Below are 22565 nucleotides of genomic sequence, written 5' to 3'. Positions count from 1 at the left end.
CATCCGAACCCGAGAGATCGAGGAAGATCAGTGACCGTGACGGAACACGTCCGCCCTGCCGCGGCGCCGGAGAACGCCGCCCAGGTTCTCTCCGCCGAACAGCGGTACGCCGACGAGCTGGCCTTCCTGGCCGCGTACGACGGCGGGGCCCGGCCGCCGGGCTGGGCGCTGACCCCGCGCGCCGTGGTCACCTTCATCCAGGGCAGCGAGGGCGAGGCGTTGCGGCTGCCCGCCGAGCGGCGTACGGGCCCGGCCGGCACCGAGCTGCCGGCGGCCATGACCATCCCGCCGAAGTTCGTCGGTGAGCGGAGCCTGGTCGAGCGGTGCGTGGTCACCCTCGCCGGCGAGCGGGGCCTGCTGCTGGTCGGCGAGCCCGGCACCGCCAAGTCGATGCTCTCCGAGCTGCTGGCCGCCGCGGTCTGCGGCACCAGCGCGCTGACCGTGCAGGGCACCGCCGGCACCACCGAGGACGCCTTCCGGTACGGCTGGAACTACGCCCTGCTGCTCGCCCAGGGCCCGACGCCGCAGGCGCTGGTCGACTCGCCGGTGCTGACCGCGATGCGTACCGGTCGGGTGGCCCGCATCGAGGAGGTCACCCGCTGCCTGCCCGAGGTGCAGGACGCGCTGGTCTCCATCCTCTCCGACCGGCGGATGAACGTGCCGGAGCTGAGCGGCACCGAGGACGGCCTGATCCGCGCGGCGCCCGGCTTCACCGTGATCGCCACGGCCAACCTGCGGGACCGGGGCGTGTCGGAGATGTCCTCGGCCCTCAAGCGCCGGTTCAACTTCGAGACCATCCACCCGATCTCGGACGCGGACACCGAGACCGACCTGATCCGCAGGCAGGCGACCGCCGCCGTCCAGCGCGCCGGCGCCGCGTACGCGGTGGACGACGCGGTGCTGGACGCCCTGGTCACGGTGTTCCGCGATCTGCGTTCCGGCCGTTCGGGCGAGGGCTGGGACGTGGAGCGGCCCGGAACGGTCATGTCCACCGCCGAGGCGGTGCAGGTGACGGTGTCGCTCGCCCTGGCCGCCGCGTACCTGCCCGGCGGGGACACGCTCGACCTGGTCCCCGGGCACCTGCTCGGCGTGGTCCGCAAGGACGACCAGAACGACCACGCCCGGCTGCTCGGCTACTGGGACGGCCCGGTCCGCCGCCGCGCCGAGGACGGCTCGGCGATGTGGCGCCGGCTCTGGGACCTGCGGGAGAGCCTGCGGTGACGAGTCTCGCCAACGACCCGACCGGTACCGCCGGGCTGGTCGCCGGCGGGTCGACCGTCGACCCGACGACGGCCGACCCGCGCGCCGTGCTCGACGCGCTCGCCGGCTCGGTCCGGCCGTACCTGATCGGAGTGCGGCACCACAGCCCGGCCCTGGCGGCGGCGGTCCCGGCGCTGCTGGACGCCGCCGCGGCCGAGGTGGTCTGCGTCGAGCTGCCGGGCGACTTCCAGCGTTGGCTGCCGTACCTCTCCGACCCGGCCGCCCGGGCCCCGCTGGCCCTGGTCGGCGGCCACGGCGCGGACGGGCCGATGGGCTTCTACCCGTTCGCCGACTTCTCCCCGGAGCTCGCCGCGATCCGCTGGGCCCGACAGCGCGGCGTCGAGGTGGTCTGCTGCGACCTGCCGCTGACCGACCCCGGCTGGACCGCCGAGCAGGCCGCCGACCCCGGTACGCCGGCCGAGGCGGCGTCGACCACCGGTGACGATCCCGCCCCCGACGCCGGTAAGGCGCTGCCCGGCCCGCGCCGGTCCGGCTACGCGGCCGCGCTCAGCGCCAGCGGCACCGGCCGGGACGGCGACGACCTGTGGGACCGGGTGGTCGAGGTGCGCGCCCCGGGCTGCCCGCCGGAGGCGGTCCGCCGGGCCGCCCTCGGCGTCGGCTGGGCGATGCGCACCGACAGCGCCGCCGGCGACGGCGTGCCGGCCCGGGACCTGGCCCGCGAGCGGCACATGCGCCGAGTGCTGGCCGAGGCCGGCGCGGACGGCCGGCGGGTCGCCGCCGTCGTCGGCGCCTTCCACGCTCCGGCCCTGCTCCCCGACCCGCCGGGCGCCGGCGTCGCCGTCGCGTCCGCCCGGCCCGGCACCACCCCGGCCGATCCGGTCCGGTCCGCGACGACCCCGCCGGGTACGGCCGTCACCGCCGGCGGCGGCACGGCGGTCACCTCGCTGGTGCCGTACGCCTTCGACCTGCTCGACTCCCGGTCCGGCTACCCGGCGGGGATCCGCGACCCGCGCTGGCAGCAGTCCGTCCTCGCCGCCGCCGGTGACCCGGAGCGGATCCGGGCGGCCGCCGCCCGGGCGGTCACCGACCTGTGCCGGGAACTCCGCGCGGCCGGTCACACCGCCGGCACCGGCGAGGCCGCCGAGACGGTACGGCTGGCCGACGACCTGGCCCGGCTGCGGGACCTTCCCGCCCCCGGGCGGGGCGAGGTGCTGGAGGCGGTGACCACGGTGCTCGGCCAGGGCGAACTGCTCGGCCGCGGCCGGGTGCTCGCGAAGGCGCTGGAGACCGTGCTGGTCGGCACCGAGCGGGGCCGCGTCGCCCCCGGCACGCCGCGATCCGGGCTCGGTCCGGCGGTCGAGGCGGAACTCGCCGCGCTGCGGCTGCCCGACCCGGACAGCCCGAAGTCCCGCGAGGTCCGGCTGGACCCGCTGCGCACCGAACTGGACGGTCGGCGGGAGATCCTGCTGCAACGCCTCCAGGTCTGCGGCGTCGGCTACGGCGAGGCGATCGCGGTCTCCGGCACCGGCGACGGCGCCGCCCTGACCACCCGCTGGCAACTGGCCTGGACGCCGTCCGTGGCGGCCCGGCTGGACCTGGTGGGCGTACGCGGGGTGACCGCGGCGCTGGCCGCGGCCGGCACCCTGCGGGAGCGCTTCCGCCGCGAGGCCGCCGACGGGGGCCCCACCGCCGCGCAGCTGCTCACCGGGCTCCAGGACGCCGCCCGGTGCGACCTGCCCGAGTTGGTCGCCGACCGGCTCGAGCTGGCCGCGGCGGTGCTGCCGGGCACCGGCACGCTGCCCGAGCTGCTGGCCGCACTGGACCTGCTGGAGGCGCTGCGGCGCGAACACCTGCCCGGCACCACCGCCGACGGCCGGGCCCGGGCGGCCGAGCTGGCCGTCGTGCTGCTGGACGCGGCGGTCCGCGGGCTGCCCGGCCTGGCCGGCAGCGACGCCGCGGCCGACGCCGCCGCGCTGGTCGACCTCGCGGTCCGGGCCGGCGAGGACCGGATCGGCCTGCGCCTGGACGAGGCCCTCGGCCACCTGGCCCGGACGGGTTCGCCGCTGATCCAGGGCGCCGCCCTGGCCGCGCGGGTGCTGCTCGACCTGACGGGCGTGGACGTCCTCGGCACCCGGGTGGCCGGCTGGATCGACGCGGCGACGGGCCCGGACACCCGGCGGTACCTGTCCGGGCTGCTCGCCGGCGTGCTCACCGCGGCGCATCCGCTGTTGCAGTCCGCCCCGGCCGCGCTGGACCCGCTGCTGGAGCGGATCGACCGGCTCGCCGACGCCGACTTCCTGGACCGGTTGCCGGCGCTACGCGGCGGGTTCGACGTGCTCACCCCGGCGGCCCGCGACCGGCTGCTGCACGCGGTCACCGAACGGCTGGGCGACCGGCTCGACCTGACCCTCTCCGCCCCGCCGGAGCTGCTCGCCCGCTGGGCCGCCGCCGACGCGGCCGGCCGGGCCACCCTGGTCGCCCGCGACATCCCGATCCCGGCCGCACCGACGGGCGCCGCCGGTTCCGCGCCCGTGCCGGCCGGTTCCGCGCCCGTGCCGGCCGGTTCCGCGCCCGTGCCGGCCGGCTCCGCCGGCGCCGCGCCCGGGCGGGACACGCCGGCTGCCCGGCTCACTCCCGCCGACCGGTGGCGGCTGCTGCTCGGCCGCCAACCCGAGCGCCTGCCGGCCGGCGCGCGCCGCTACGCCCGCGCCCTCGACGAGCTGTACGGGGCGGGCCAGGGCGAAGGTGCCACCGACCTCGGCCAGGCGGCCGGCGGTGGGCAGGAGGCCTCCTTCCCGGTCGCGCGCGAGTGGGCCGACGAACTCGAGGCGCTGTTCGGCACCGCCGTACGCGAGGAGGTCATCGCCCGGGCCGCCGAACGCGGCCGTACCGACGTGCTCACCGAGCTCGACCCGGCCGCGGTGCGCCCCTCGGTGGAGCTGCTGACCTCGGTGCTGTCGCTGGCCGGCGGCCTGCCCGAGGGGCAGCTGGCCAAGCTGCGGCCACTGGTGCGGCGGCTGGTCGAGGAGCTGACCAGGCAGCTGGCCACCCAGGTGCGTCCGGCGCTGACGGGGCTGAGCAACCCGCGTCCGACCCGCCGTCCCGGCGGCCGGATCAACCTCGCCCGTACGCTGCGGGCGAACCTGGCGCACACCCGGCGGCTCGACGACGGCCGGACGGTGGTGGTGCCGCAACGCCCGGTCTTCCACACCCGCACCCGCAAGGAGGCCGACTGGCGGCTGGTGCTGGTGGTCGACGTCTCCGGCTCGATGGAGGCGTCGGTGGTGTGGTCGGCGCTGACGGCCGCCGTACTGGCCGGGGTGCCCACCCTCGCCACCCACTTCCTCGCCTTCTCCACCGAGGTGGTCGACCTGACCGACCGGGTCGACGATCCGCTGTCGCTGCTGCTGGAGGTGCGCGTCGGCGGCGGTACGCACATCGCCGCCGGGCTGGCCCACGCCCGCTCGCTGGTGACCGTGCCGAGTCGCACCATCGTCGCGGTGGTCAGCGACTTCGAGGAGGGCTACCCGCTGGCCGGGCTGCTCGGCGAGGTCCGCGCGCTGGCCGGCGCCGGCGTGCACCTGCTCGGCTGCGCCGCGCTGAACGACAGGGGAGTGCCCTGCTACTCGGTGCCGGTCGCCGAGCAGATCGTCGCGGCCGGGATGCCGGTCGCCGCCCTCAGCCCGCTCGAACTCGCCCGCTGGGTGGGCGACCGCATCCGCGGAGGATCACGTTGACCGTACCCACACCCGTCGCCGACCGGTTGCCGCCGGTGCTGCCCACGGTCGCCGCCGCGGCGGTGGCGGCCCTGCCGCCCCGGCTGCACAGGCGGCTCGACGCCGCCGTGGCACGGCTGGCCGGGATGCCGGTCGGCCGGGGCGACGACGGCGTGTCCGTCGACTACGACCCGGAGGCCCAGGTCACCCTGACGCCCGGACCGACCGGCGCGGTCACCGACGCGGAGCAGGCGCGGTGCAGCTGCCTGCTGGCGCCCCGTTGCCTGCACCGCACCGCGGTCCTGGTCGCCTGTCCGGTCGCCGACCCGGCCAGCCACCCCGATCCGGCGTCGACCACCGCCCCGGCCTCGACCTCGCGGCGCGGCGGAACCGCCGCCGGCCGGCCCGGCGGGAAGGGGCGTACCGGACCCGCGGCCGCCGCCTCCGCCGGTCGTGGCGGCCCGGGCACGGCACCGACGAAGGCGCAACGGACCGCCGCCGGCGCGCTGTGGCGGGCGGCCGCCACGGTGCTCGCGGCCGGCGCGCCGGCCGCCGGCGCGGTACCCCAGGCCGAACTGCTGCGCGCCGCCCACGGCGCCCGACTGGCCGGCCTGCCCCGGGCCGAGAGCGCCGCGTTGCGCACGGTGCGCAGCCTGCGCGCGCACCGGGAACGTCAGGCCGGCCACCGGCTGGCCGAGCTGGTCGAGGTGCTGCACGAGCTGCTGTACGTGGCCGGCCGGCTGGCCTCCGGCGATCCCGACCCGGCGCTGGTCGGTACCCTGCGGCGCGACTACCGGCCGGACGGCACGCTTGAGGTGTACGGCGTCTGCCGGGAGCCGGTGATCAGCGCGACCGGGTACGCCGGGGTGGTCACCCACCTGGTCGCCGCGGACGGGCGCTGGCTCTCCTTCGCCGACGTGAAACCGGGCGGCCCCGACCGGGCGCGGGACTGCGCGCGGGCGGTCACCGAGATGGGCACGGTCGCGGTCAACCACGCGGTGCTGGCCCGGGGCGGGCTGCGGATCAGCGGCACCACGGTCTCCCCGGACGGCCGGCTCGGCGCCGGCAAGGGGGTCCGGGCCACCCCGCTCGCCGGGGCCGGCTGGTCCGACGGACCGCTGGCGGAGGTGTTCGCCCGACCGCTCGCCGAGGTGGTGACCGCCCAACTCGCCGCCGACGACCCGGAGGACCCGCTCCGGGCCGGTACCGCGCCGGTCGGTGGCGACCTGGTGGTGGTGGGTGCCGCGGGGGACCAGGTGCTGGCCCGTGAGCTGCTCCCCGCGACCGACGCCGGGCCGGACCGGGGGCCCGTGCCGGACGGGCCGGTGATCCGGCTGGCGCCGGTGAACTCCCATCCGGTGCTGGCCCACGTGGCCAATCTGCGGCGGCTCGCCTCCCGGCCGGGCCTGCGGATCCGGGTGTTCGGCCGGCTGGACCCGGACCGGGCCAGCACGCTGCGTCCGCTCGCGGTCGGCCCGGTGCCCGGCGCGGCCACGACGCTCCGGCTGCCGGCGGAGTGGCAGGGCAGGGCCGACCTCGGCTACGACGAGATCCAGGGGGGTCACCTGCCGCCGCGCGATCCGGCCGCGACGACGGGACCGCTCCTCGCCGCCGGCGCCGAGGCGGTCGCGGAGTCCCCGCTGTGGCGGGTCCGCCGACTGGTGGAGCTGGCGGTCTCGGGCGGTCGCCGCGCGGTCGCCGAGGCGGCCCGCGGCGGGGGCGCCGGGTCGGCGGGTCCGCTGCTCCGCGCCGGCTTCACCACCGCCGCCGCGGTGAGCGCCGCGCTCGCCGACGAGTCCGACCGGCGCGGCCGGGACGCGTTCGGGCGGCTCGCCGATGCCGACCCGGACCGGTACGCCTGGGCCTGGCTCGCCGCGACCGCCCACCTCGCCGCCACCGAGCGGGAGCTGATCCGGCACTCCTGGACGGCCCCACCGGTCGGCTGAGCTGGCGGACCGGAGGACGGACGAGCTCGGCGGCGGCCGGCGGGTCGAACGCCGACGGCGTACGACACTCGGTCAGCCGCCCCGACCGATCGGCGGTAACCGGCCCGGTGCGGGTCTGTCTTAAGGTGACAGTCCTGACGCGCTACGTACACCGTTCACGTGCGCGTGTCTCCTTCTCCACCGCGCCCCCGACGATCGGAATAGCGATGACCGGCCTCGCCGTCCTGTCCGACGCACCCGTCCGCCGTGACGAGGACCAGCTGCGGTTCGACCGTTACGTCGACCCGATCCTGTCGTTGCTGACCAGCCCCACGAGCACGACCCCCTTCACCATCGGCGTGCTCGGCGAGTGGGGCAGCGGGAAGTCGAGTGTCCTCGCCATGGTGGACGAGCGGTTGGGGGCCGAGCACCCGGACGCCTTCGTCCGGGTGCACTTCAATCCCTGGGTGCACCGCAACGAACCGAGCATGCTCGTGCCGCTGTTGCACGCGTTCCAGGAGACGCTGCTGACGGACCGGAAGAAGCGCTTCGCCCACACCGTGACCCGGATCGCCAGCGTCGTGGGCACCCTCACCGCGGACGCGCTCCTGACCACCCTCACCGCGGGCTTCCTCACCATGGACAAGTACGACCAGGCCGTGGAGCGGTACGTGGCGCAGCGGAGCCAGGTCGAGAGCGAACTGCGCAACCTGCGCAACCTGCTCCGGGACGAGGTGGCCGGCATCCGGGGCCAGGGCGCCCAGGTCGTCTTCTTCATCGACGACATCGACCGCTGCGAGCCCGACCAGATCGTGGACCTGCTCGAGTCGGTCAAGCTCTTCCTCGACGTGCCCGGGGTGTTCGTGCTGATGGCGATCTCGAAGGAGCTGGTCGACCGGGGCGTGGCCATCAAGTACCAGGGCTTCGGCTTCGATCCGGACGGCATGATGGACATCGGGGACGAGTACCTCGAGAAGATGATCCAACTGCCGTTGTACCTGCTGCCGCTGGACGGCCGGAGCGTCCGGCGCCTGATCGAGGCGTACGCCCATCCGGATCTGCTGGATCGGCACGGCGACCTGTTGCAGGCGGTGCTGAGGCCGAACCCGCGCAAGATCAAGCGGGTGCTGAACTTCCTCACCGTCACGACCGCGATCGTCGCGGGGACTCCCGGCCTCGACGAGTTGCGCGGCGACCTGGTGGTCCGGCTGGCCGTACTGCGGGTGCAGGTGCCCCGGCTCTTCTCCGCCGTGCTGACCGATCCCCGGGTGCTCGTGGTCCTGGAGTGCCTCTACCGGGACCGCCTGGAGTTCACCGAGGACGGGTTCCGCGGCCGGTACGGGGACGACTCGGGCACGCTGCTGTACCGTGCCGTCGCACCGCACTACCGGCGACAGCCCGAGCTGGAGCACCTTTTCGCCGGGTCCACGTTCGAGGAGGAGCAGGACCGGATCCACGACTACCTCACCCTGTTCGGCGGGCGGGCGGCATGAGCGGCGGCGTCGACCCCCGGGCCCGGGAGGCCAGGGGCCGGGCGGACTACAAGCGGTACGGCCTGACCCGGGGCGATCCGTACCGGCACCGTGACCTCGACCCACGGCAGGAGCGGGACCGTGCCCTGCTGGTCGACTTCGCCGGGGTGCCGTTCGACGAGATCGAGGAGCAGCTCGTCCGGGCCAGGGCGGCGGGTGGGGCCGCCGCCTTCCTGCTGTCCGGCCGCGAGGCGACCGGTCGGACCTCGCTGGCCCGGCTCATCGCGCACCAGTACCGGGAGCTGCACGAACTGGGCGACGACTTCAGGTTGGTCGTGTACGAGGAGATCGACCACGACAGCCTCCGGCGTGCGCAGGAGGTGCTGAAGGCGATCCGGAACGAGCTGATGGAGCTGGGAGGCTGGGGCGAGCACCGGGACCGGCTGCTCGAGGTGGTCCCCAACGGAGTCGGGCCGACCCGGCCGGAGATCCTCGACCTGCAGGCCCAGGCCGGGTTCCTGACGAACTACATGCGCAAGAGGATGAAGCCGCCCCGCGCGCTCGGCCTGCTGATCGAGGGCATGCAGAACGACGACTTCCTCGACACGTTGGCCGTCGTGTTCGCGCGGGTCGATCTCCTCGTCATCGTGACCCGCGACGACTACCGCACGGCCGACACCGCCGACCCGGACCGGATGAACGAGCGCGACCGCTGGCGACGCTGGGCCCTGCCGGTGCAGGTGCCACTGCTCAGCGGCGACGACGTCGACCTGCTGGCCCGCAACCGGTGGCAGCACGAGGCACCCGACCTGGAGTGTCCCTTCGAGCTGAGCGGCGTCCGCGACACCTTCGGCGCGCGGCGTCCCCCCGTCGGGCGCGCGCTGCACTGGCTCGGCTGGTTGCTGCGGTGCCGGCTGGACGAGCACGAGGGGGACGACTGCTGGCCGGCCGCGCGGGAGCTGCGCATCCCCGCACAGTGGATCGAGAAGAGGGTGCGGCAGGCCGAGAGCGCCCCGACCCATGCGGAGAGGGGCTTCCGTCGTGCCCGCTGAGCTGCCCCGGCTGAACCCCTTCCCCGCGCAGGCCACCACCGCCATCGAGGAGGGACCCTTCGCCGAGTCGTACCAGAGGTGGGCCGGCACCACGCCCACGGTGGCCCTGCAACAGGTCCGTCGGCTGAGCCTGCTGGTCAGCAGGTTCCGCCGGTCGCACGAGCTGGGCGGCGTCTCCAGCGGGCAGGTGGCGTACGTCTACGGTGCCCACGGCGCCGGCAAGACCCACGCCATCCGGGCCGCCGTCGGTCAGGTCGCCACCCATTCCGGCAACGCCCAGGTGCTGCCGCTGTACGTCAAGCTCGACGGGCCGGATTTCGTGCAGGCGTACCGCCGGCTGACGGCGCAGCTCTCGCTCTCCGAGTTCACGGAGCTGGTCCTGCGGTTCCTTGGTTCCCTGTCGGCCGTGGCCGATCCGTCGCCCGCCACCGCCGACATCCAGGACGACCTCCGCCGCGATCCCGCCGCGCTGCTGCAGATGTTCGACGACCACCTGCTGGAGCGCGGCCTGCTGTTGGAGGCGCAGGCGGACCGGATGCGCGACGCCGTGCGCGACGAGAAGAACTTCCAGCGGGCGCTGACCTATCTGCTCGATCCGGTCCTCAAGGAGTCCGCGTACGACTGGCTGCTGGGCCGTCAGGTCAGCGAGCCCGAGCTGCGGCGCGTCGGCATATCACGGCAACTCGACACGCCGGACCAGTGCCGGTACGGCCTCCAGCTGCTGACGCTGGTCTGCGAGCGCGCCGGCCGGCCGCTCGTGCTCATTCTCGACCAGGCCGAGAAGCTGCTCCTCGATGCGCAGGAGCGGGTGGCTCCGGAGGGTGCCGGGCTGCTGCACTCCCTGGTCGAGGCGGTTCCCGACCTCAAGGGCATGCTCGTCGTCGCCAGCAACGACCGCGCCTGGGACGCGCTCCCGCAGGACCTGCGACAGCGCTTCGGCGCGAACGACATCGTCTGCTCGACGCTGCAGCCCGACGAGGCGCAGGACCTCATCGGCCGGTACGTCGTCGCGTCGTTCGGGACGCAGGCGCCGCCGGGCTACCGGGCCCCCTGGCCGTTCACGGACGCCGCCATGCGCAAGCTCCTGCGCAACAGCGGCGGCAACCCGCGCGCCCTCCTGCAACTGGGATTCCAGTCCTTCGACGGCCTCGACACGGACGTGAAGGAGATCGACGAGAGCGACGTGCCGGACGATCTCGCGGTCCTCGACCGGGAGGCCGTGGACCGGGCTATCCGCCGGGTCCTGCGGCGGCTCGGGCCGATCACCCGCGAGCCGGAGCTGGGCTTCCACTACGCCGTGGACACCCCGCACGACGGCCGCCTGTTGATCCGGCTGAGCGAGGCCATGTTCTACACCGACGAGACCGAGCGCGCCGAGGAGGACGTCGCGGTCCGGCTGACCATGCCCCGCAGCGAGGCCGGGCGTACGGGGGGTCCCGCCACCCCGGTCGGCATCCCGCCGAGGCACGTCCTGATCGTGATCGGCTATGCCAGCACCGAGGTGCTGCACCTTCTGCGCGACGTCTACGACGAGGTGCTCGTCTACCGGGACGGGGAATCCATCGCCGAGGCCCTGGCGGCCCTCATCGAGGGCGGCGAGCGGCACGGCACGGGGCGGTACGAGCAGGTCGACTTCCCGAGGCTCTACGGTGAGCTCGCCGACCTGGGGCTGGACCGGTCCCGTGACGCCGGCGAGCTGCGGCGGGCCCTGCTCGGGGTGAACCGGCGACAGGTCGACACCCAGATCGAGCGGCGCTTCGACGAGCTGGCCCTGCGCTGGCCGGACGAGCGGCGGCGGTTGGTGGAGAAGATCGCGGCGGCCCGGGCCCGGCGGGAGCGGGAGGAGCTCGCGGAGATCCACGAGGTCTACCTGACGTACCGGCAACGCCTCTGGTTCGGCGGTTCGCTGGCGCTGCTTCTCACGACGGGCGCGGCGATCGTCGCGTTGGCCCTCAGCGGTACCCTGCCGACCAACCTGCTCTACCTGGTGGCGATGTTCGCCCTCGCCCTCGCCTTCCTCGTGCTGGCCCACGGCAGCCGGACCAGGGCGGCGCGGGCCGGTGAGCCGGCGTCGAGGGCGGAACTCGACCGCATCGCGGTGGACCGGGTCCGGCACCGGGGACCGGCGCTGTGGCGGGCGCCGCTGCGACCTTTCTGGGCGCTGGCGCAACAGCCGGCGTGGAACGATCTCGACTCCGGTGATCCCTACCGGCGGTACGGCTTCGTACTGACGAGGATCCGCGCGGACCATCGTCAGTCGCTGAGGTCCGCGGTCGCGGTCGAACGGGTGGCGGTGGTCCGCCGCGCCGCGATGAACGCTCTCGGCCAGCTGACCGCACAGAGTCGGGAGCCGGACCTCGTCGAGGTGGAGCCGGCGTCCCGATCGGTCGTTCCTCCCGCCTCCGCCGCGGCCGACCCGGTCGACGTCGAGCTTCCATACCGGATCCAGCATGAGCGCGTCGATGCCTGGGCGAAGATCGCCCGGCGAGCACCGGCCGAGCGGCTGCTCATCGCCCTGGCGAATCTCGACCGACCGTGGGTGGGACGGCCGGAGGCCAGGACGGACGACGACGCGACGGCGTCCCCGGTCGGCGGCCCGGGGCGGCCCGCACACCCGGGCGTGGTGGGCCAGGTCAACCGGCGCGTGCGGGGCGAGACCGACCCGGCGATCCTCTTCGTGCTGGATGTGGTGAGGGGCCGGGGCGCGGCCGGCGACCTGTACGACACCGGGCTGACCCGACACCCGGACCTGCTGCTGGACGCGCTGGCGGAGGTGTCCGAGGGCAGCATCCGGCGGGCGGCGCACCTGTTGTCCCCCTTCACGACGCAGGGCCTGGGCTGGCACGACCAGCTGCGTCTCGCCACGGAGATCGAGCGGCTGTACCTCTTCGTCGAGCAGCTGCTCTTCTTCCGCGACGGGGGAGTCGACCGGGGCGCCGCCTGACAGCCGTGGCCGCCCAAACGGTCCGGACCCACCCGCGTCGCGTCCGTCGGCCGCGACCGCCACCTCGGCAGGGCCGGCATGCCGCACGGTGGCCGTCCGGACCGTCGGCCGGTCGGCCGCCGCCCCGCCGGGGAGGACGGCCGCGCGCGTGGTTACCCTGCGGCGGTGGCGGACGGCGCGGAGGGGGAGCGGTTGGCGGCGTCGCTGGCCGAGCGGCTGGACGAGGTCACCTTCACCGACCTGACCGCGGACCAGGTCACCGCCCGGCTGGTCGACGCGGTGGCCGACTGGGCCGGCGAGCGGGGCTGGCGGGTCTACCGGCGGGCGTCGAGTGTGCTGCCGCTGCCGCCCCCGATGTCCGCGCAGCAGTCGGTACTCGACGTGGCCTGCGCCCGCCCGGACGGGCCGCCCGTCGTCGTCGAGGTCGACCACGGCACGCGCCGCCGCACCTGGGAGAAGCTGCTCGCCGAGGCCGAGGCGGGGCGGATTCCGCTCTGGGTGCGCTGGGGCGTCGGCCGGTTCGCCGCGCCGCCGGCGCCGATCCGGATGGTGCCCTTCGAGGTCGGCAGGCGTACGGACCCGACCGGCCGGGGCCCACTGCACAGCCGCTCGCCGCGAGCCGACAGGCTGCCGCCCGCGCACTCCGGTGTGCGCGTCGACCCGGTCGCCGCCGTCGAGCTGCCGCTGCCCCCGCCCGGCTGACCGCCGTTCCGGCCCCTCACCGCCCGCCGGCGGCCCGCTTCGCCTCGGCGGGGACGCGGAGCCCGGCCAGGGCCCGGCGTACCTCCCGGGTGCCGTTGCCGTCGCCGATGCGCTCGGAGAGGGCGAGCGCCAGGTGCAGGTCGTCGCGGGCCTCCAGCCGCCGCCCGGTGGCCCGGTGGACCTCGGCCCGCACGGTGAGCACGCGCCACTCCGCCTCGCGGTTGCCGGTCGCGCGCGCGGCGGTGAGGGCCCTGCCGAGCCACTCGTACGCCTGCTGGCACTGCCCGTCGCGGGCGTAGACCTGGCCGATGGTCAGCATGGTGATGCCGAGGCCGAGCTCGTCGCCGAGTTCCCGCCGCAGCCGCAGGCTCTCCCGCAGCTGGACGAGCGCGGCGTCGGTCCGGCCGAGTTGCAGGAGCACGTCGGCGAGATTGTTCAGGGTGATGCCCACCCGCCGACGGTCGTCGCACCGGCGGTGCATGTCGAGCGCCCGCAGGAAGGCCGTGCGGGCCTCGTCGAGCCGGCCGGCGGCGGCCAGCAGGACACCGAGGTGGTCGAAGGTCACGGCGACCTCGTGCGCGTCCCCGTCGGCGTCGCGCAGCGCGAGTACCACCCGAAGGTTCTCAACCGCCTCGTCGGTCTCGCCCAGCCGGGACTGGGCCACCGCGAAGTACGTCAGCGAGGTCGCCTCGTCGGGACGGCTGCCCAGCCGCCGGGCGCAGCGCAGCGCATGCCCGGCGACCTCGCGCATCTCCCGGTAGTAGCCGCGCATCGGCAAAAACGGGTAGAGCTCCGCGCACACCCGGACCGCGAAGAGGTCCCCCTCGGGCGTGCCGTCCCGCGCCGCCACCCGCGCCGCCGCGACGAGGTTGTCCCGCTCCGTCTCCAGCCACCGCAGTGCCTCGCGCTGGTTGCCGAAGGTCACGGTGGGGCGGGCCTCGACGAAGCCGTCGGGCGGCCGGTGGGCGATGGGTCGGATCTGGTCCCGGGCGCGTCGCGCGGTGTCCAGGAGGTAGCAGCGCGCCGCGCGCAACGCGGCCACCCGGCCCACCGGATCACGCCGGCCGCGCTCCATGGCGTAGATCCGCACCAGGTCGTGCAGGCGGTAGCGGTCCGCTCCGGACGCCTCGATCAGCCCGGCCTCCGCGAGCCGGTCGAGTGCCGTGCGCGCCTCGCGGTCGGTGGCCCCGGTCAGCACCCGGGCCAGTTCGAGGCCGAGCGCCGGGGCGCAGATCATGCCCCAGCGGTCGAAGAGGTCCAGCGACTCCGCACCGCCCGGCCGCCCGGCGAGAACGTCGCAGGTGACCGCGAGGCTCGCCCGTACGGCCAGGTCGTCGCAGCTCAACTCGTCCAGCCGGTACTGCTCGTCGGAGAGCCGGCCGACCATGGCGGACAGCGTCCACTCGGGGTGGGCGGCGAGCCGGGCACCGACGATCCGCAGCGCCAGCGGGAGGTAGCCGCACAGGGCGGCCAACGCCGCGGCGTCCTGCGGTGACCGCGCGAACCTCTCCGGTCCCGCGTGCCGGGCGAGCAGCGTCACCGACTCCTCGCGATCGAGCTCGCCGATGCGGAGGTGCGCGACGTCCAACGTCGGCAACGCCGTCCGGCTCGTGACGATCACCGTGGCGTCGCTCAGGACCGGCAGCAGCCGGCGCACCTGGCCGGCGTCGACCACGTTGTCCAGCACCACCAACACCCGGCGTTCGCTGACCCGCACCCGCAGCTCGGCCGCCTCGGCGCCGGAGGTGCCGCCGGACCGGTCACCGCCGAGCGCGCGCAGCAGGCTGCCGATCGCCTCCTCGACCGTCATCGGGGTGAGGCCGGGGCTGCTGCCGCACAGGTCGAGGTGGAACTGCCCGCCCGGGCAGGAGGACGCCAGCCGGATCGCGACGTTGCCGGCCAGCGCCGACTTGCCCACCCCGGCCGCTCCGTGCAGCACGACGACGTTGGTCGTGTCGAGCTCGGCCTCGATGCGGGCCAGCAGATGCTCCCGGCCGACCAGGGGCACCGGTGGCGGGAGGGTGGACGGCGTCCCCGGCGGCGGCTCGTCACCGGGCGCGGCGTGTGGGCGGCGGGCCAGGCGCGCCGCCCCGTCGAGCAGCTCGCGTTCGAGTTCCCGCAGGACCCGCCCGCCGGCCCGGCCCGAGTCGGTGAGCAGCGCGGCGTCCGCCGCCGCCAGGGCCGCCATGGCCTCGGTCCGGTCGCCCGACCGGACCAGGGCCCGGACCAGCCCCTCCCAGGCCGACTCGCGCCCCGGCTGGTCCGCGAGCAACTGCCGCAGCGCGGCGGTCGCGGCGGGATGCCGACCGGCCTCGACGCAGGCGGCGGCGTACCGCTCGACGGCCACCCGTCGGCTCTCGTCCAGCGCGTCGAGGCCGTGCCCGAGGGTGCCGTGGCGGGGCAGTCCCTCGGCGGCCTCGCCGTACCACCGGCGCAGGCCGGCGGCGAGCAGGTCCGCCGACTGCTCGGGGCGCCCCTCGCGGCCGGCGCGCAGGGCGTCGCGGACTTCGGCCTCGAACCCGTCGAGGTCCAGCTCGCCGGGTTCGACCGCCAGCGCGTAGCCGGAGTTCACCCAGGTCAGCCGGTCCCGGTAAGGCCCCAGCGCGGCCCGTAACCGGGTCACGTAGGTCCTCAGGTTGACCTGCGCCGACGGCGGCGGCTCGTCCCACAGGCAGCCGAGGATCCGCTCGCCCGAGACCCGCTGCCCCCTGCCCATCAGCAGCGCGGCCAGCAGGAGCCGGGGCCGGCCGCCCGGCAGCGCGACGTGGGTGCCGTCGACGCACAGGGTGACGGGCCCCAGCAGACCGAACCCGAGCGCCATCCCGCGAACCTCCACGATCCTGGATTCGATCTCCCCGATCGTAGAGGCGCCCAGCTCGGCGCGGCAGCCGCGTCGACGCACACCCGCGGGACCCCCGGGTGCCGGGCGGGCCGCCGTCCTCGCGCCGCGGGCCGACGGCGTGGGCCGCCTCCGGGCCCCCCTCCGGCCGGCGCCGTCACGGTCGGTCAGGCGCGTCGGCGACGGTGGCGGGCCGCGCCCACGGCGACCGCGACGCCGACACCGCCGAGGAGGAGCGCGGTGCCTGGCCGCAGCAGCGCGGCCGCGAGGGTGAGCAGGCCGAGGAGCGCGAGGACGGCTCCCGCCGCCCGGTCGTCGGGAGCGGGGGACCGACGTACGCCTCCGGGCGCCCGCGAGGCGGGCGGGCCGTCCGTGCCGGCACGCGGCGGTGCGAGGCCGAGCAGGCCGAGCAGGACGAGAAGCAGGCCGGCCGCCGCGGGGAGGACCTGTTCGAACGGGTAGCCCATGCCGGTGTACCTGCCGAGCAGCCCGGCGTGGAAGGCGAGGAGCAGGATCGCGAGCCCAGCCAGCAGGCGGTTCAGGGCCCGCACGTCGCCTGCCGGGTCCAGGCTCGCCGGCAGCTGGAACAGCCTGCGCAGCCGCCGGTCGAGGGCGGGCGCGGTCGCGACGAGCGGGGCGACGGCGAGCAGTGCCAGCGGCGGCACGATCGCGGCCTCCCCCCTGGGGATGGCGCTGGCCTCCCGACCGCCGTCGCCGTGCCGGACGTCGACCGAGACGGCCATGTCCGGCCAGGCGACGCAACTCATGAACAGCATCGCGGCCGCGGTCAGCAGGGCGACGACGAGACCGGGCCAGGCGGCGGCCGGCCGGGAGAGCTCGGCCGGACCGTACGTCCCGCCGTCCAGCCCGGCGGGGCGTCGAGGCCGTGGGCGCGGGATCACACCGCGCCTGTGCTGTCGGCCTCGACGCCCCACGCGGTCAGTAGTTCACGTACGCGGTCACGGCGAGGTGGTCGGAGTACTCGCCACCGGCCATCGACGGAGTGACGGTGGCGACGTTGCTGAAGCCGTTGCCGCTCTTGACCAGCAGGAAGTCGATGCGCCGGCTGTTCAGGGTGTCGTACGCCGAGGAGCAGTTGCGGCTGCCGCACTTCTCGGCGATCGGGTCGCGGAACCCGTAGGACTTGGCGTCGTTCCACCAGCCCGCGTCGTCCGGCTCCGCGTTGGCGTCACCCCCGAAGATCTTCAGGTCGCCGCCGAGGCGGTCCAACGCCTCGTCGGCCTCCCTCATGTTCTCGTCCGCGCACTTGGGGGCGTGCCAGGTGTTGGTGGGCCAGTGGATCGAGGCCACCGAGACGTCCTGGTTGGCGACGTTGTCGTGCAGCCGGACGGCGATGTTGTGGACCCGGTCCTGGCTGCTCCTGGTGGGTTCGAGGTTCTGGCATCCGCCGGTGCCCGCGTCGTAGTTCTCGGGGGCGTCGGAGCGCCAGCGGGTGGCGGCCTCGTAGGTGAACCGGTCGGAGCGGTAGACGACCGCGTTGGTCTGCTGGTTCTTCATCTTGCCGCAGGTGCTGGTGTAGCCCATCGAGCCCGGGCTCGCGATCGCGATCTGTCCGGCGTAGGTCCCCGGCAGCTCGTCGGAGAGGCGCCGGGTCAGGGCGTTGAGCTGGGTCTGGTTCGAGACCTGCTGCACGGTGAAGATGTCCGGGCTCAGCGGGCGGCCCTTGAGGTAGGTGATCAGCCGGTCCCAGATGAAGCCTTCGGCGCAGGAGGCCGGCAGCCAGTTCTCGATGTTGTTGTTGTAGACCACCAGATGGCTCGGCGAGGTGTTCACGGCGGCCTGGGCGGCGGTGGCGCCGGTGAGGCCGACCGCCGCGGTCGTCAGGACCGTGGTGAGCACGGCGACGGCCCCGCGTACGGGGCGGCTGCTACGGATGGACAACTTTCCTCCTGGTCTTGCCAACGATCGTCACGAATTTGGTGGCACTGGTGCCCGCGGTGGCGGTGATGCCGGCGCACGCCACCCCGGCGGCCTCTCGCGCGTCCGGGATGCCGGCGCCGGGCGACGCTCGGCGTCCGCCACCGTCAGAGCGTGCGCTGGTATTCCTCCCAGGTCCGCTTGGTGACCGCCGGGCCGTCGTCGGCGCCTCGGTTCGCCAGGCCGTTGCGGCCGAGGTAGTAGTCGCCGGCCTGGTTCTGTGCGCCGGTCGACTGGTCGGTGTCGGCGAGCGCGATGGCGTGGATGTGGTACGGCCAGTTGCCCTGCGACGGCGTGCGCAGCCACGCGGCGAACCCGACCGTGCGCAGCCGGCGCAGCACGTCCGTGCGTACGGTGGAGGAGAGGCCGTTCACGGAGAGGTCGAGGGCGCCGCCGCCGTCGTGCGTGCCCGCCGACGCGCCCACGCCGGTGTTGTAGGACCCCTGCGTGATGGTGAGCTGGCGCCCGAGCAGGCGCTCGGCCTCGAGGAGCATGTCCCTGGTCCGCGTGTTGACGCGTACGCCGCGCAGGCTCACGACGGTGCCGGGCGAGATCGCCCTGACCACGGTGTAGCGCCCCTCGCCGAGCAGCCGCAGCGACGACGGGCCGGGCAGGCCGGTCGCGTCCAGGCCGGTGTAGCCGAGGGACCGCTGGTACGCCGCGTACGCGGCGATCGTGCTGGTGCCGAAGTGCCCGTCGACGTAGGTGGCCGACAGGTGCCCCCGGGCCTGTAGGGCACGCTCGACCAGCAGGACGCTGTCCTTGGCGCCCGCCGTGATGGCGGTGTCCGCCCGGCGCGGGTCGATCTGGGCGGCCTTGATGAGCGCCTCCATGTCGACCTGGGGCAGCGCGGCGGAGGCGGGCCCGGCCAACGGCCCGGCGGCGGCCGCGACGGCGCCGGCGGCGACGAGCAGACTTCTTCTCGTGATCATGATTTCTCCGTCGGTGTCTGGGGTGGCGTGGCCGGTCAGCAGCGCGGGACGCCGGGGATGAACCCGTCGGAGCCGGTGTACACGTACGCGTCGGAGACGAACCGGCCGGAGCCGATGCGGTCCCAGATGTTGCTGGTGCCGTACGTGCCGGTGACGGTGGTGCCGGTGGTCTGGCAGGAGATGGTGACCCGGGCGCCGTCGGCCACGGTGCCGACCGCGCTGTGGCCGGTGCCCGGCCCGGAGCGGACGGTCAGCGGCGAACCGGCCGTGTTGATCGTGCCCGAGCCCGTGCCCGAGGAGCAGCCGTTGTCGCTGGTGTAGGTGCGGGTGCCCCAGTAGAGGGCGAGCGCGCCGTTGAAGCGCACCCGGATGTCGCCGCCGTTGAGGCGCTGCTCGTAGTGCAGGTGGGCGCCGAACGAGTTGCCGGTGTCGCCGACGTAGCCGATGACCTGCCCGTATCCGACGCGCTGCCCGACCGAGACGTTGAACCCGTTGAGGTGGGCGTAGTAGGTGGTGTAGCCGCCGCCGTGGTTGATCCGGACGTAACGGCCGTAGCTGGTGTTGCCGAGGTTGGTCACCACGTCGACCGTGCCGGGCGCGCTCGCGACCACCGGGTCGCCGAGGTCGTTGGTGCGGTTGAAGTCGATGGAGTTCGCGGGGCTGTGGTTGGTGCGGGTCTGCCCGGACCATGCCTGCCCGCACGGGAACGGCACCTTGAACGTGGGCGCGGCGAGGGCCGGCGTGGTCGGGGCGACGAGCCCGCCGACCGTGGCGAGGAGGGCGACCGCGAGCAGGCGCAGGGAACGTGCCTTCATTTGATCTCCTGTCGGGGTGCGACCGGCGACTCGTGAATGGATCACCGGATCGGTGGCCCGACTATCGATGAGCCCGCGAAGGCAGTCAATATGCGCATCGACCATGAACTCGGAATGTACCGGGAATGTGCCGGCCCGCCGTGACCTCTTGTCATCGACCGTTGTCATTCAGTAACGAGGAGGGGAAATGTGCGCGGCGGCGGGCTGAACCTTGCGCGAGGACTCAGATCTGGCGCAGGGCCAGCAGGCTGAGGGCGGCCAGGAGCACGGCGCCGGCCGTGACGGTGAGCGCCCGCAGCCGCGCCCGCAGTTCGGCGTCCCAACCGTCGCCGGTGCCGGCGGCGCGGCGGGTCAGCGGGGTCAGCGCCCGCCCGGCGCCGAAGCCGATCCCGGCGAGCATCGCGACGTGCGGGCGCTGACCGCCGAGGAGCAGGGCGACCGCCAGCACGTACGGCGCACTGGCCGAGACGTACGTGCGGACCCCGGTGCCCAGTTCGAAGCCGAACTGCATCGACCCGGACAGGCCGCGCTGGAGCACGTCGCGCGGGATCTGCCGGGCGTTCTGCGGCAGCGGGATCGGTGCCAGGCCCAGCTCGCGCAGCAGCCCCACCGCCGCCACCGCGACGATGGCCGCGTACCGCCACGGGGCGGGCAGGGGGGTGGAGAGCCCCGACAACGCCCCCAGCACCAACCCGCTCAGCAGGCCACCGAGGAGCAGCCCGGTGGTGAACAGGGCGAGGACCACGCTCTGCCGATCTCGACCTCGCCACCCGGGCGAGGACAGCGCGTGCGCGCTGTTGTGCGTTCAAACCGAACCCGAGAGGGTGTAACCGGCGAGCCCTCCGATCATCGCCCAGGTGAGCACGTGCCCGTACGCGGCGGCGGCGAGCGCGGCGGCGGCGAGCAGCAGGAAGGGTACGAACGGGTCGGTGCCCCGGCGGCGCACCGCCCGCAGCGGCGCCGGCAGCGTCCCCGTCATACCGCCGCGCCGGTCAGCGTCCGCCAGGAGTTGACCCCCACCACGCCGTCGGCCGTCAGCCCGTTCTGCCGCTGGAAGTCCCGCGTCGCGCTGTCGGTCGCCGGGCCGAAGATCCCGTCGGCCGTCAGCGCGTAGCCGCGCCTGTCCAGCTGGCGCTGCGCGGCGCGGACGGCGTGTCCGGTGTCCCCGGAGCGCACCGTGACCACGAGCGCCGCCCAGGTGACGGGGTCGACGATCCCGGTGGTCCCGATGCCCGCCGCGGCCTGGAAGCTCCTCACCTTCGCCTCGGTGTCGGCGCCGAAGATCCCGTCGATCGCGGTCGGGTGGTTCCGGGCGGTGAGCAGGTGCTGCACGGTGTAGACGTTGACGCCGGTGTTGGTCCGCTGGGTGGTGGGCCAGCCGACGGTGCCCTGACACCGGCACGAGGTGTTCCACCGGCAGATCGACTTCACCCAGCCCGAACTGGTCCTGCGGTACCCGTCGTGGCATCGGCGTTCCACCGAGCAGGCGCAGGCGCCGCAGGCGCCCTGGTAGAGCCAGAGCCAACCGTCGTACGTGCCGCCGTAGCACTCGTTGGGGCGCAGGATCCAGGTGGTGCCGTCGTTCTTGTGGAACCCGGCGTACGTTCCGCTGGTGTTGCACGCGTCGGCGAAGATCGTGCTCGGGCCGCACCCGGGCGAGCAGTTGTGCCCGCTGGCGTACGTCGGGCACCCGTCGTAGATCGTGTAGCCGTCGGCGTACGCGCGGCGGGCCGCCGGGAACACGCTGAGGGCGGCCATGCCCACCGCCGTGCCGGCCCGGAGCAGGGCGCGGCGCGACAGCTCCCAGCCGGCACGTCCGCGGCCGCCGGCGTGTCTCGGCACCCGGCGGACGGCCGGGCCGGTCCCCGGGTCGGTGCCGCGCAACCACGGCACGGCGTCGAGATCGGTCATGCCCCGCCTCCCGGGGTCGTGGTGGCCGCGGTCGTGGGCGCGTCGAGCCCGTCGAGCAGGTCGCGCAGCGCCGCGCGGGAGCCGAGCGGCTCGGCGCGGAGCACCGTCCCGGCCGGGTCGACGACGGTGGCGAAGGGGGTGGCGATGGCGTCGTACCGCTCGAAGAGCTCGGCCTGCCCGCCGAGCACGGTGAGCGGCAGCCCTTGCGCCCGTGCCGGAGGGGTGTCCCGGTACAGGACCCGGAACTCCGAGCCGGCGCGGCCGATCTGGCCGTTCGCCTCGGCCAGCACCTCGGTGCAGGTCCCGCAGTCGGGCTCCAGGAAGAGCAGCACCAGCGGGACGCCGGCTGCCGACGGCGCCAACCGGGCCAGGCCGGGGGCGGGCGCTCCCGGCCGTAGGCCGACCGCGCGGGGCGGACGCTGCACGGCCCCGCTGGACAGCGCGTGGACCTGGCGCACCAGGCCCGAGACGGTGAGAGCCAGCAGGAGGATCGCGATCCAGCTCAGGATCAGCGCGCTGGTCTGGAAGCTCATCCGGACATCCCTCCCTCGGTGCTGCCGACGGTCCGATGGTGCGGCGGTGGGCCGGCCGTCGCCGGGACCGGCTGGTACATCGCGGCGGGCAGGTGCCACAGCAGCGCGGTGAACGTGGCGGCGGCGAGCAGCACGACGGCGAGCTCGGCCCGACCCGGCGTGCCGGCGGGGTCGGGCAGGACGAGCGCGGCCAGTGCCAGCCCGGCGAGGACCGCCGCCCGGCCCACCACCCACCCCGTCATCGGCAGCTCCATCCGGGAGCACCCGCACGACCCCGGGCGCCCGGCCGAGATCAGGCGCAGGCCGTAGCCGGCGTACAGGCCGAGCAGCGCGGCGCTGCCGAGCAGGACCGCGGTGAGCAGTCGCGCGCCGCCGTCCTGGAGCAGCGCCACGATCCCGCCGACGGCGAGCAGGGCCTCGACGGCGATGACGAGGGCGGCCACCGCCGCCGGCGCCGGAAGCATCCGGTGCGCGGCCAGCGCCCCGACGAGCGCGGCCGGCCGGGACAGGTGCTCGGCGGCGGCGACGAGCAGGGTGAACAGGACGGTGTATGTGGCCACGCCGC

General features: G+C 75.0%; 17 protein-coding genes. 7 read left to right on the top strand and 10 right to left on the bottom strand.

The genetic code is table 11. From position 1 onward, the window contains the following. Nucleotides 1–30: 30 nt before the first annotated feature. The 7 genes from V6V16_RS10270 to V6V16_RS10240 all read left to right on the top strand — a co-directional run bounded on the left by V6V16_RS10270 (nucleotide 31) and on the right by V6V16_RS10240 (nucleotide 13032). Nucleotides 31–1221: an ATP-binding protein gene (locus V6V16_RS10270; RefSeq protein ID WP_334561652.1), complete on the top strand. Its 1191-nt coding sequence runs from the start codon at nucleotides 31–33 to the stop codon at nucleotides 1219–1221. Further along, nucleotides 1218–4958 carry a DUF5682 family protein gene (locus V6V16_RS10265; RefSeq protein WP_334561651.1) on the top strand — a complete coding sequence of 1247 codons (3741 nt, stop codon included), beginning with the start codon at nucleotides 1218–1220 and terminating at the stop codon, nucleotides 4956–4958. Before V6V16_RS10270 ends, V6V16_RS10265 begins: the two co-directional genes overlap by 4 nt. Then, nucleotides 4955–6883, top strand: a complete 1929-nt coding sequence (locus V6V16_RS10260) for a hypothetical protein (protein ID WP_334561650.1) — start codon at nucleotides 4955–4957, stop codon at nucleotides 6881–6883. The genes V6V16_RS10265 and V6V16_RS10260 overlap by 4 nt, the downstream gene beginning before the upstream one ends. 206 nt (nucleotides 6884–7089) lie before the next feature. Further along, the gene (locus V6V16_RS10255; RefSeq protein WP_334561649.1) at nucleotides 7090–8355 is read left to right on the top strand and encodes a KAP family P-loop NTPase fold protein; all 1266 of its coding nucleotides are present in this window, start codon (nucleotides 7090–7092) and stop codon (nucleotides 8353–8355) included. Continuing rightward, entirely contained in the window at nucleotides 8352–9386 is a 1035-nt protein-coding gene (locus V6V16_RS10250; RefSeq protein WP_334561648.1) for a hypothetical protein, read from the top strand. The genes V6V16_RS10255 and V6V16_RS10250 overlap by 4 nt, the downstream gene beginning before the upstream one ends. After that, nucleotides 9376–12330: a hypothetical protein gene (locus V6V16_RS10245; RefSeq protein WP_334561647.1), complete on the top strand. Its 2955-nt coding sequence runs from the start codon at nucleotides 9376–9378 to the stop codon at nucleotides 12328–12330. Before V6V16_RS10250 ends, V6V16_RS10245 begins: the two co-directional genes overlap by 11 nt. 165 nt (nucleotides 12331–12495) lie before the next feature. Then, nucleotides 12496–13032: a hypothetical protein gene (locus V6V16_RS10240; RefSeq protein WP_334561646.1), complete on the top strand. Its 537-nt coding sequence runs from the start codon at nucleotides 12496–12498 to the stop codon at nucleotides 13030–13032. Nucleotides 13033–13048: 16 nt separating this feature from the next. Here the strand turns inward: V6V16_RS10240 and V6V16_RS10235 are convergent, their stop codons facing one another. The 10 genes from V6V16_RS10235 to V6V16_RS10190 form a co-directional block, all read right to left on the bottom strand. Beyond that, a complete protein-coding gene (locus V6V16_RS10235; protein WP_334561645.1) occupies nucleotides 13049–15853 on the bottom strand; it encodes an AfsR/SARP family transcriptional regulator in 2805 nt (934 codons plus the stop codon). Nucleotides 15854–16038: 185 nt separating this feature from the next. Then, complete coding sequence (locus V6V16_RS10230; protein WP_334561644.1) at nucleotides 16039–16773, bottom strand: hypothetical protein; 735 nt, start codon at nucleotides 16771–16773, stop codon at nucleotides 16039–16041. Between the two features lie 37 nt (nucleotides 16774–16810). After that, nucleotides 16811–17773 (bottom strand): hypothetical protein, encoded by a 963-nt coding sequence (locus V6V16_RS10225; protein ID WP_334561643.1) that lies wholly within the window; start codon nucleotides 17771–17773, stop codon nucleotides 16811–16813. Between the two features lie 143 nt (nucleotides 17774–17916). Further along, a complete protein-coding gene (locus V6V16_RS10220) occupies nucleotides 17917–18741 on the bottom strand; it encodes a peptidoglycan-binding domain-containing protein (RefSeq protein WP_334561642.1) in 825 nt (274 codons plus the stop codon). A 35-nt stretch (nucleotides 18742–18776) separates the two neighbouring features. After that, nucleotides 18777–19556, bottom strand: coding sequence for a peptidoglycan DD-metalloendopeptidase family protein (locus tag V6V16_RS10215; RefSeq protein ID WP_334561641.1), 780 nt, complete (start codon nucleotides 19554–19556; stop codon nucleotides 18777–18779). A 223-nt stretch (nucleotides 19557–19779) separates the two neighbouring features. Next, a complete protein-coding gene (locus tag V6V16_RS10210; protein WP_334561640.1) occupies nucleotides 19780–20301 on the bottom strand; it encodes a hypothetical protein in 522 nt (173 codons plus the stop codon). A gap of 60 nt (nucleotides 20302–20361) precedes the next feature. Next, nucleotides 20362–20535 (bottom strand): hypothetical protein, encoded by a 174-nt coding sequence (locus V6V16_RS10205; RefSeq protein ID WP_334561639.1) that lies wholly within the window; start codon nucleotides 20533–20535, stop codon nucleotides 20362–20364. Beyond that, the gene (locus V6V16_RS10200; protein WP_334561638.1) at nucleotides 20532–21467 is read right to left on the bottom strand and encodes a peptidoglycan-binding domain-containing protein; all 936 of its coding nucleotides are present in this window, start codon (nucleotides 21465–21467) and stop codon (nucleotides 20532–20534) included. The genes V6V16_RS10205 and V6V16_RS10200 overlap by 4 nt, the downstream gene beginning before the upstream one ends. Next, nucleotides 21464–22000: a hypothetical protein gene (locus V6V16_RS10195; protein ID WP_334561637.1), complete on the bottom strand. Its 537-nt coding sequence runs from the start codon at nucleotides 21998–22000 to the stop codon at nucleotides 21464–21466. The genes V6V16_RS10200 and V6V16_RS10195 overlap by 4 nt, the downstream gene beginning before the upstream one ends. Then, the gene (locus tag V6V16_RS10190; RefSeq protein WP_334561636.1) at nucleotides 21997–22560 is read right to left on the bottom strand and encodes a MauE/DoxX family redox-associated membrane protein; all 564 of its coding nucleotides are present in this window, start codon (nucleotides 22558–22560) and stop codon (nucleotides 21997–21999) included. Before V6V16_RS10190 ends, V6V16_RS10195 begins: the two co-directional genes overlap by 4 nt. Nucleotides 22561–22565 lie beyond the last annotated feature (5 nt).

The organism is Micromonospora sp. CPCC 205561, assembly GCF_036906775.1.
Taxonomy (GTDB): Bacteria; Actinomycetota; Actinomycetes; order Mycobacteriales; family Micromonosporaceae; genus Micromonospora.
The sequence above is the reverse complement of the archived record's forward strand: the minus strand, read 5'-3'. Positions and strand labels throughout refer to the sequence as shown.

Coding starts and splice junctions, on each gene's coding strand:
- V6V16_RS10255 (WP_334561649.1), top strand. CDS start 7,090: ATGACCGGCCTCGCCGTCCTGTCCGACGCACCCGTCCGCCGTGACGAG.
- V6V16_RS10250 (WP_334561648.1), top strand. CDS start 8,352: ATGAGCGGCGGCGTCGACCCCCGGGCCCGGGAGGCCAGGGGCCGGGCG.
- V6V16_RS10235 (WP_334561645.1), bottom strand. CDS start 15,853: ATGGCGCTCGGGTTCGGTCTGCTGGGGCCCGTCACCCTGTGCGTCGAC.
- V6V16_RS10220 (WP_334561642.1), bottom strand. CDS start 18,741: ATGATCACGAGAAGAAGTCTGCTCGTCGCCGCCGGCGCCGTCGCGGCC.
- V6V16_RS10215 (WP_334561641.1), bottom strand. CDS start 19,556: ATGAAGGCACGTTCCCTGCGCCTGCTCGCGGTCGCCCTCCTCGCCACG.
- V6V16_RS10205 (WP_334561639.1), bottom strand. CDS start 20,535: ATGACGGGGACGCTGCCGGCGCCGCTGCGGGCGGTGCGCCGCCGGGGC.
- V6V16_RS10200 (WP_334561638.1), bottom strand. CDS start 21,467: ATGACCGATCTCGACGCCGTGCCGTGGTTGCGCGGCACCGACCCGGGG.
- V6V16_RS10195 (WP_334561637.1), bottom strand. CDS start 22,000: ATGAGCTTCCAGACCAGCGCGCTGATCCTGAGCTGGATCGCGATCCTC.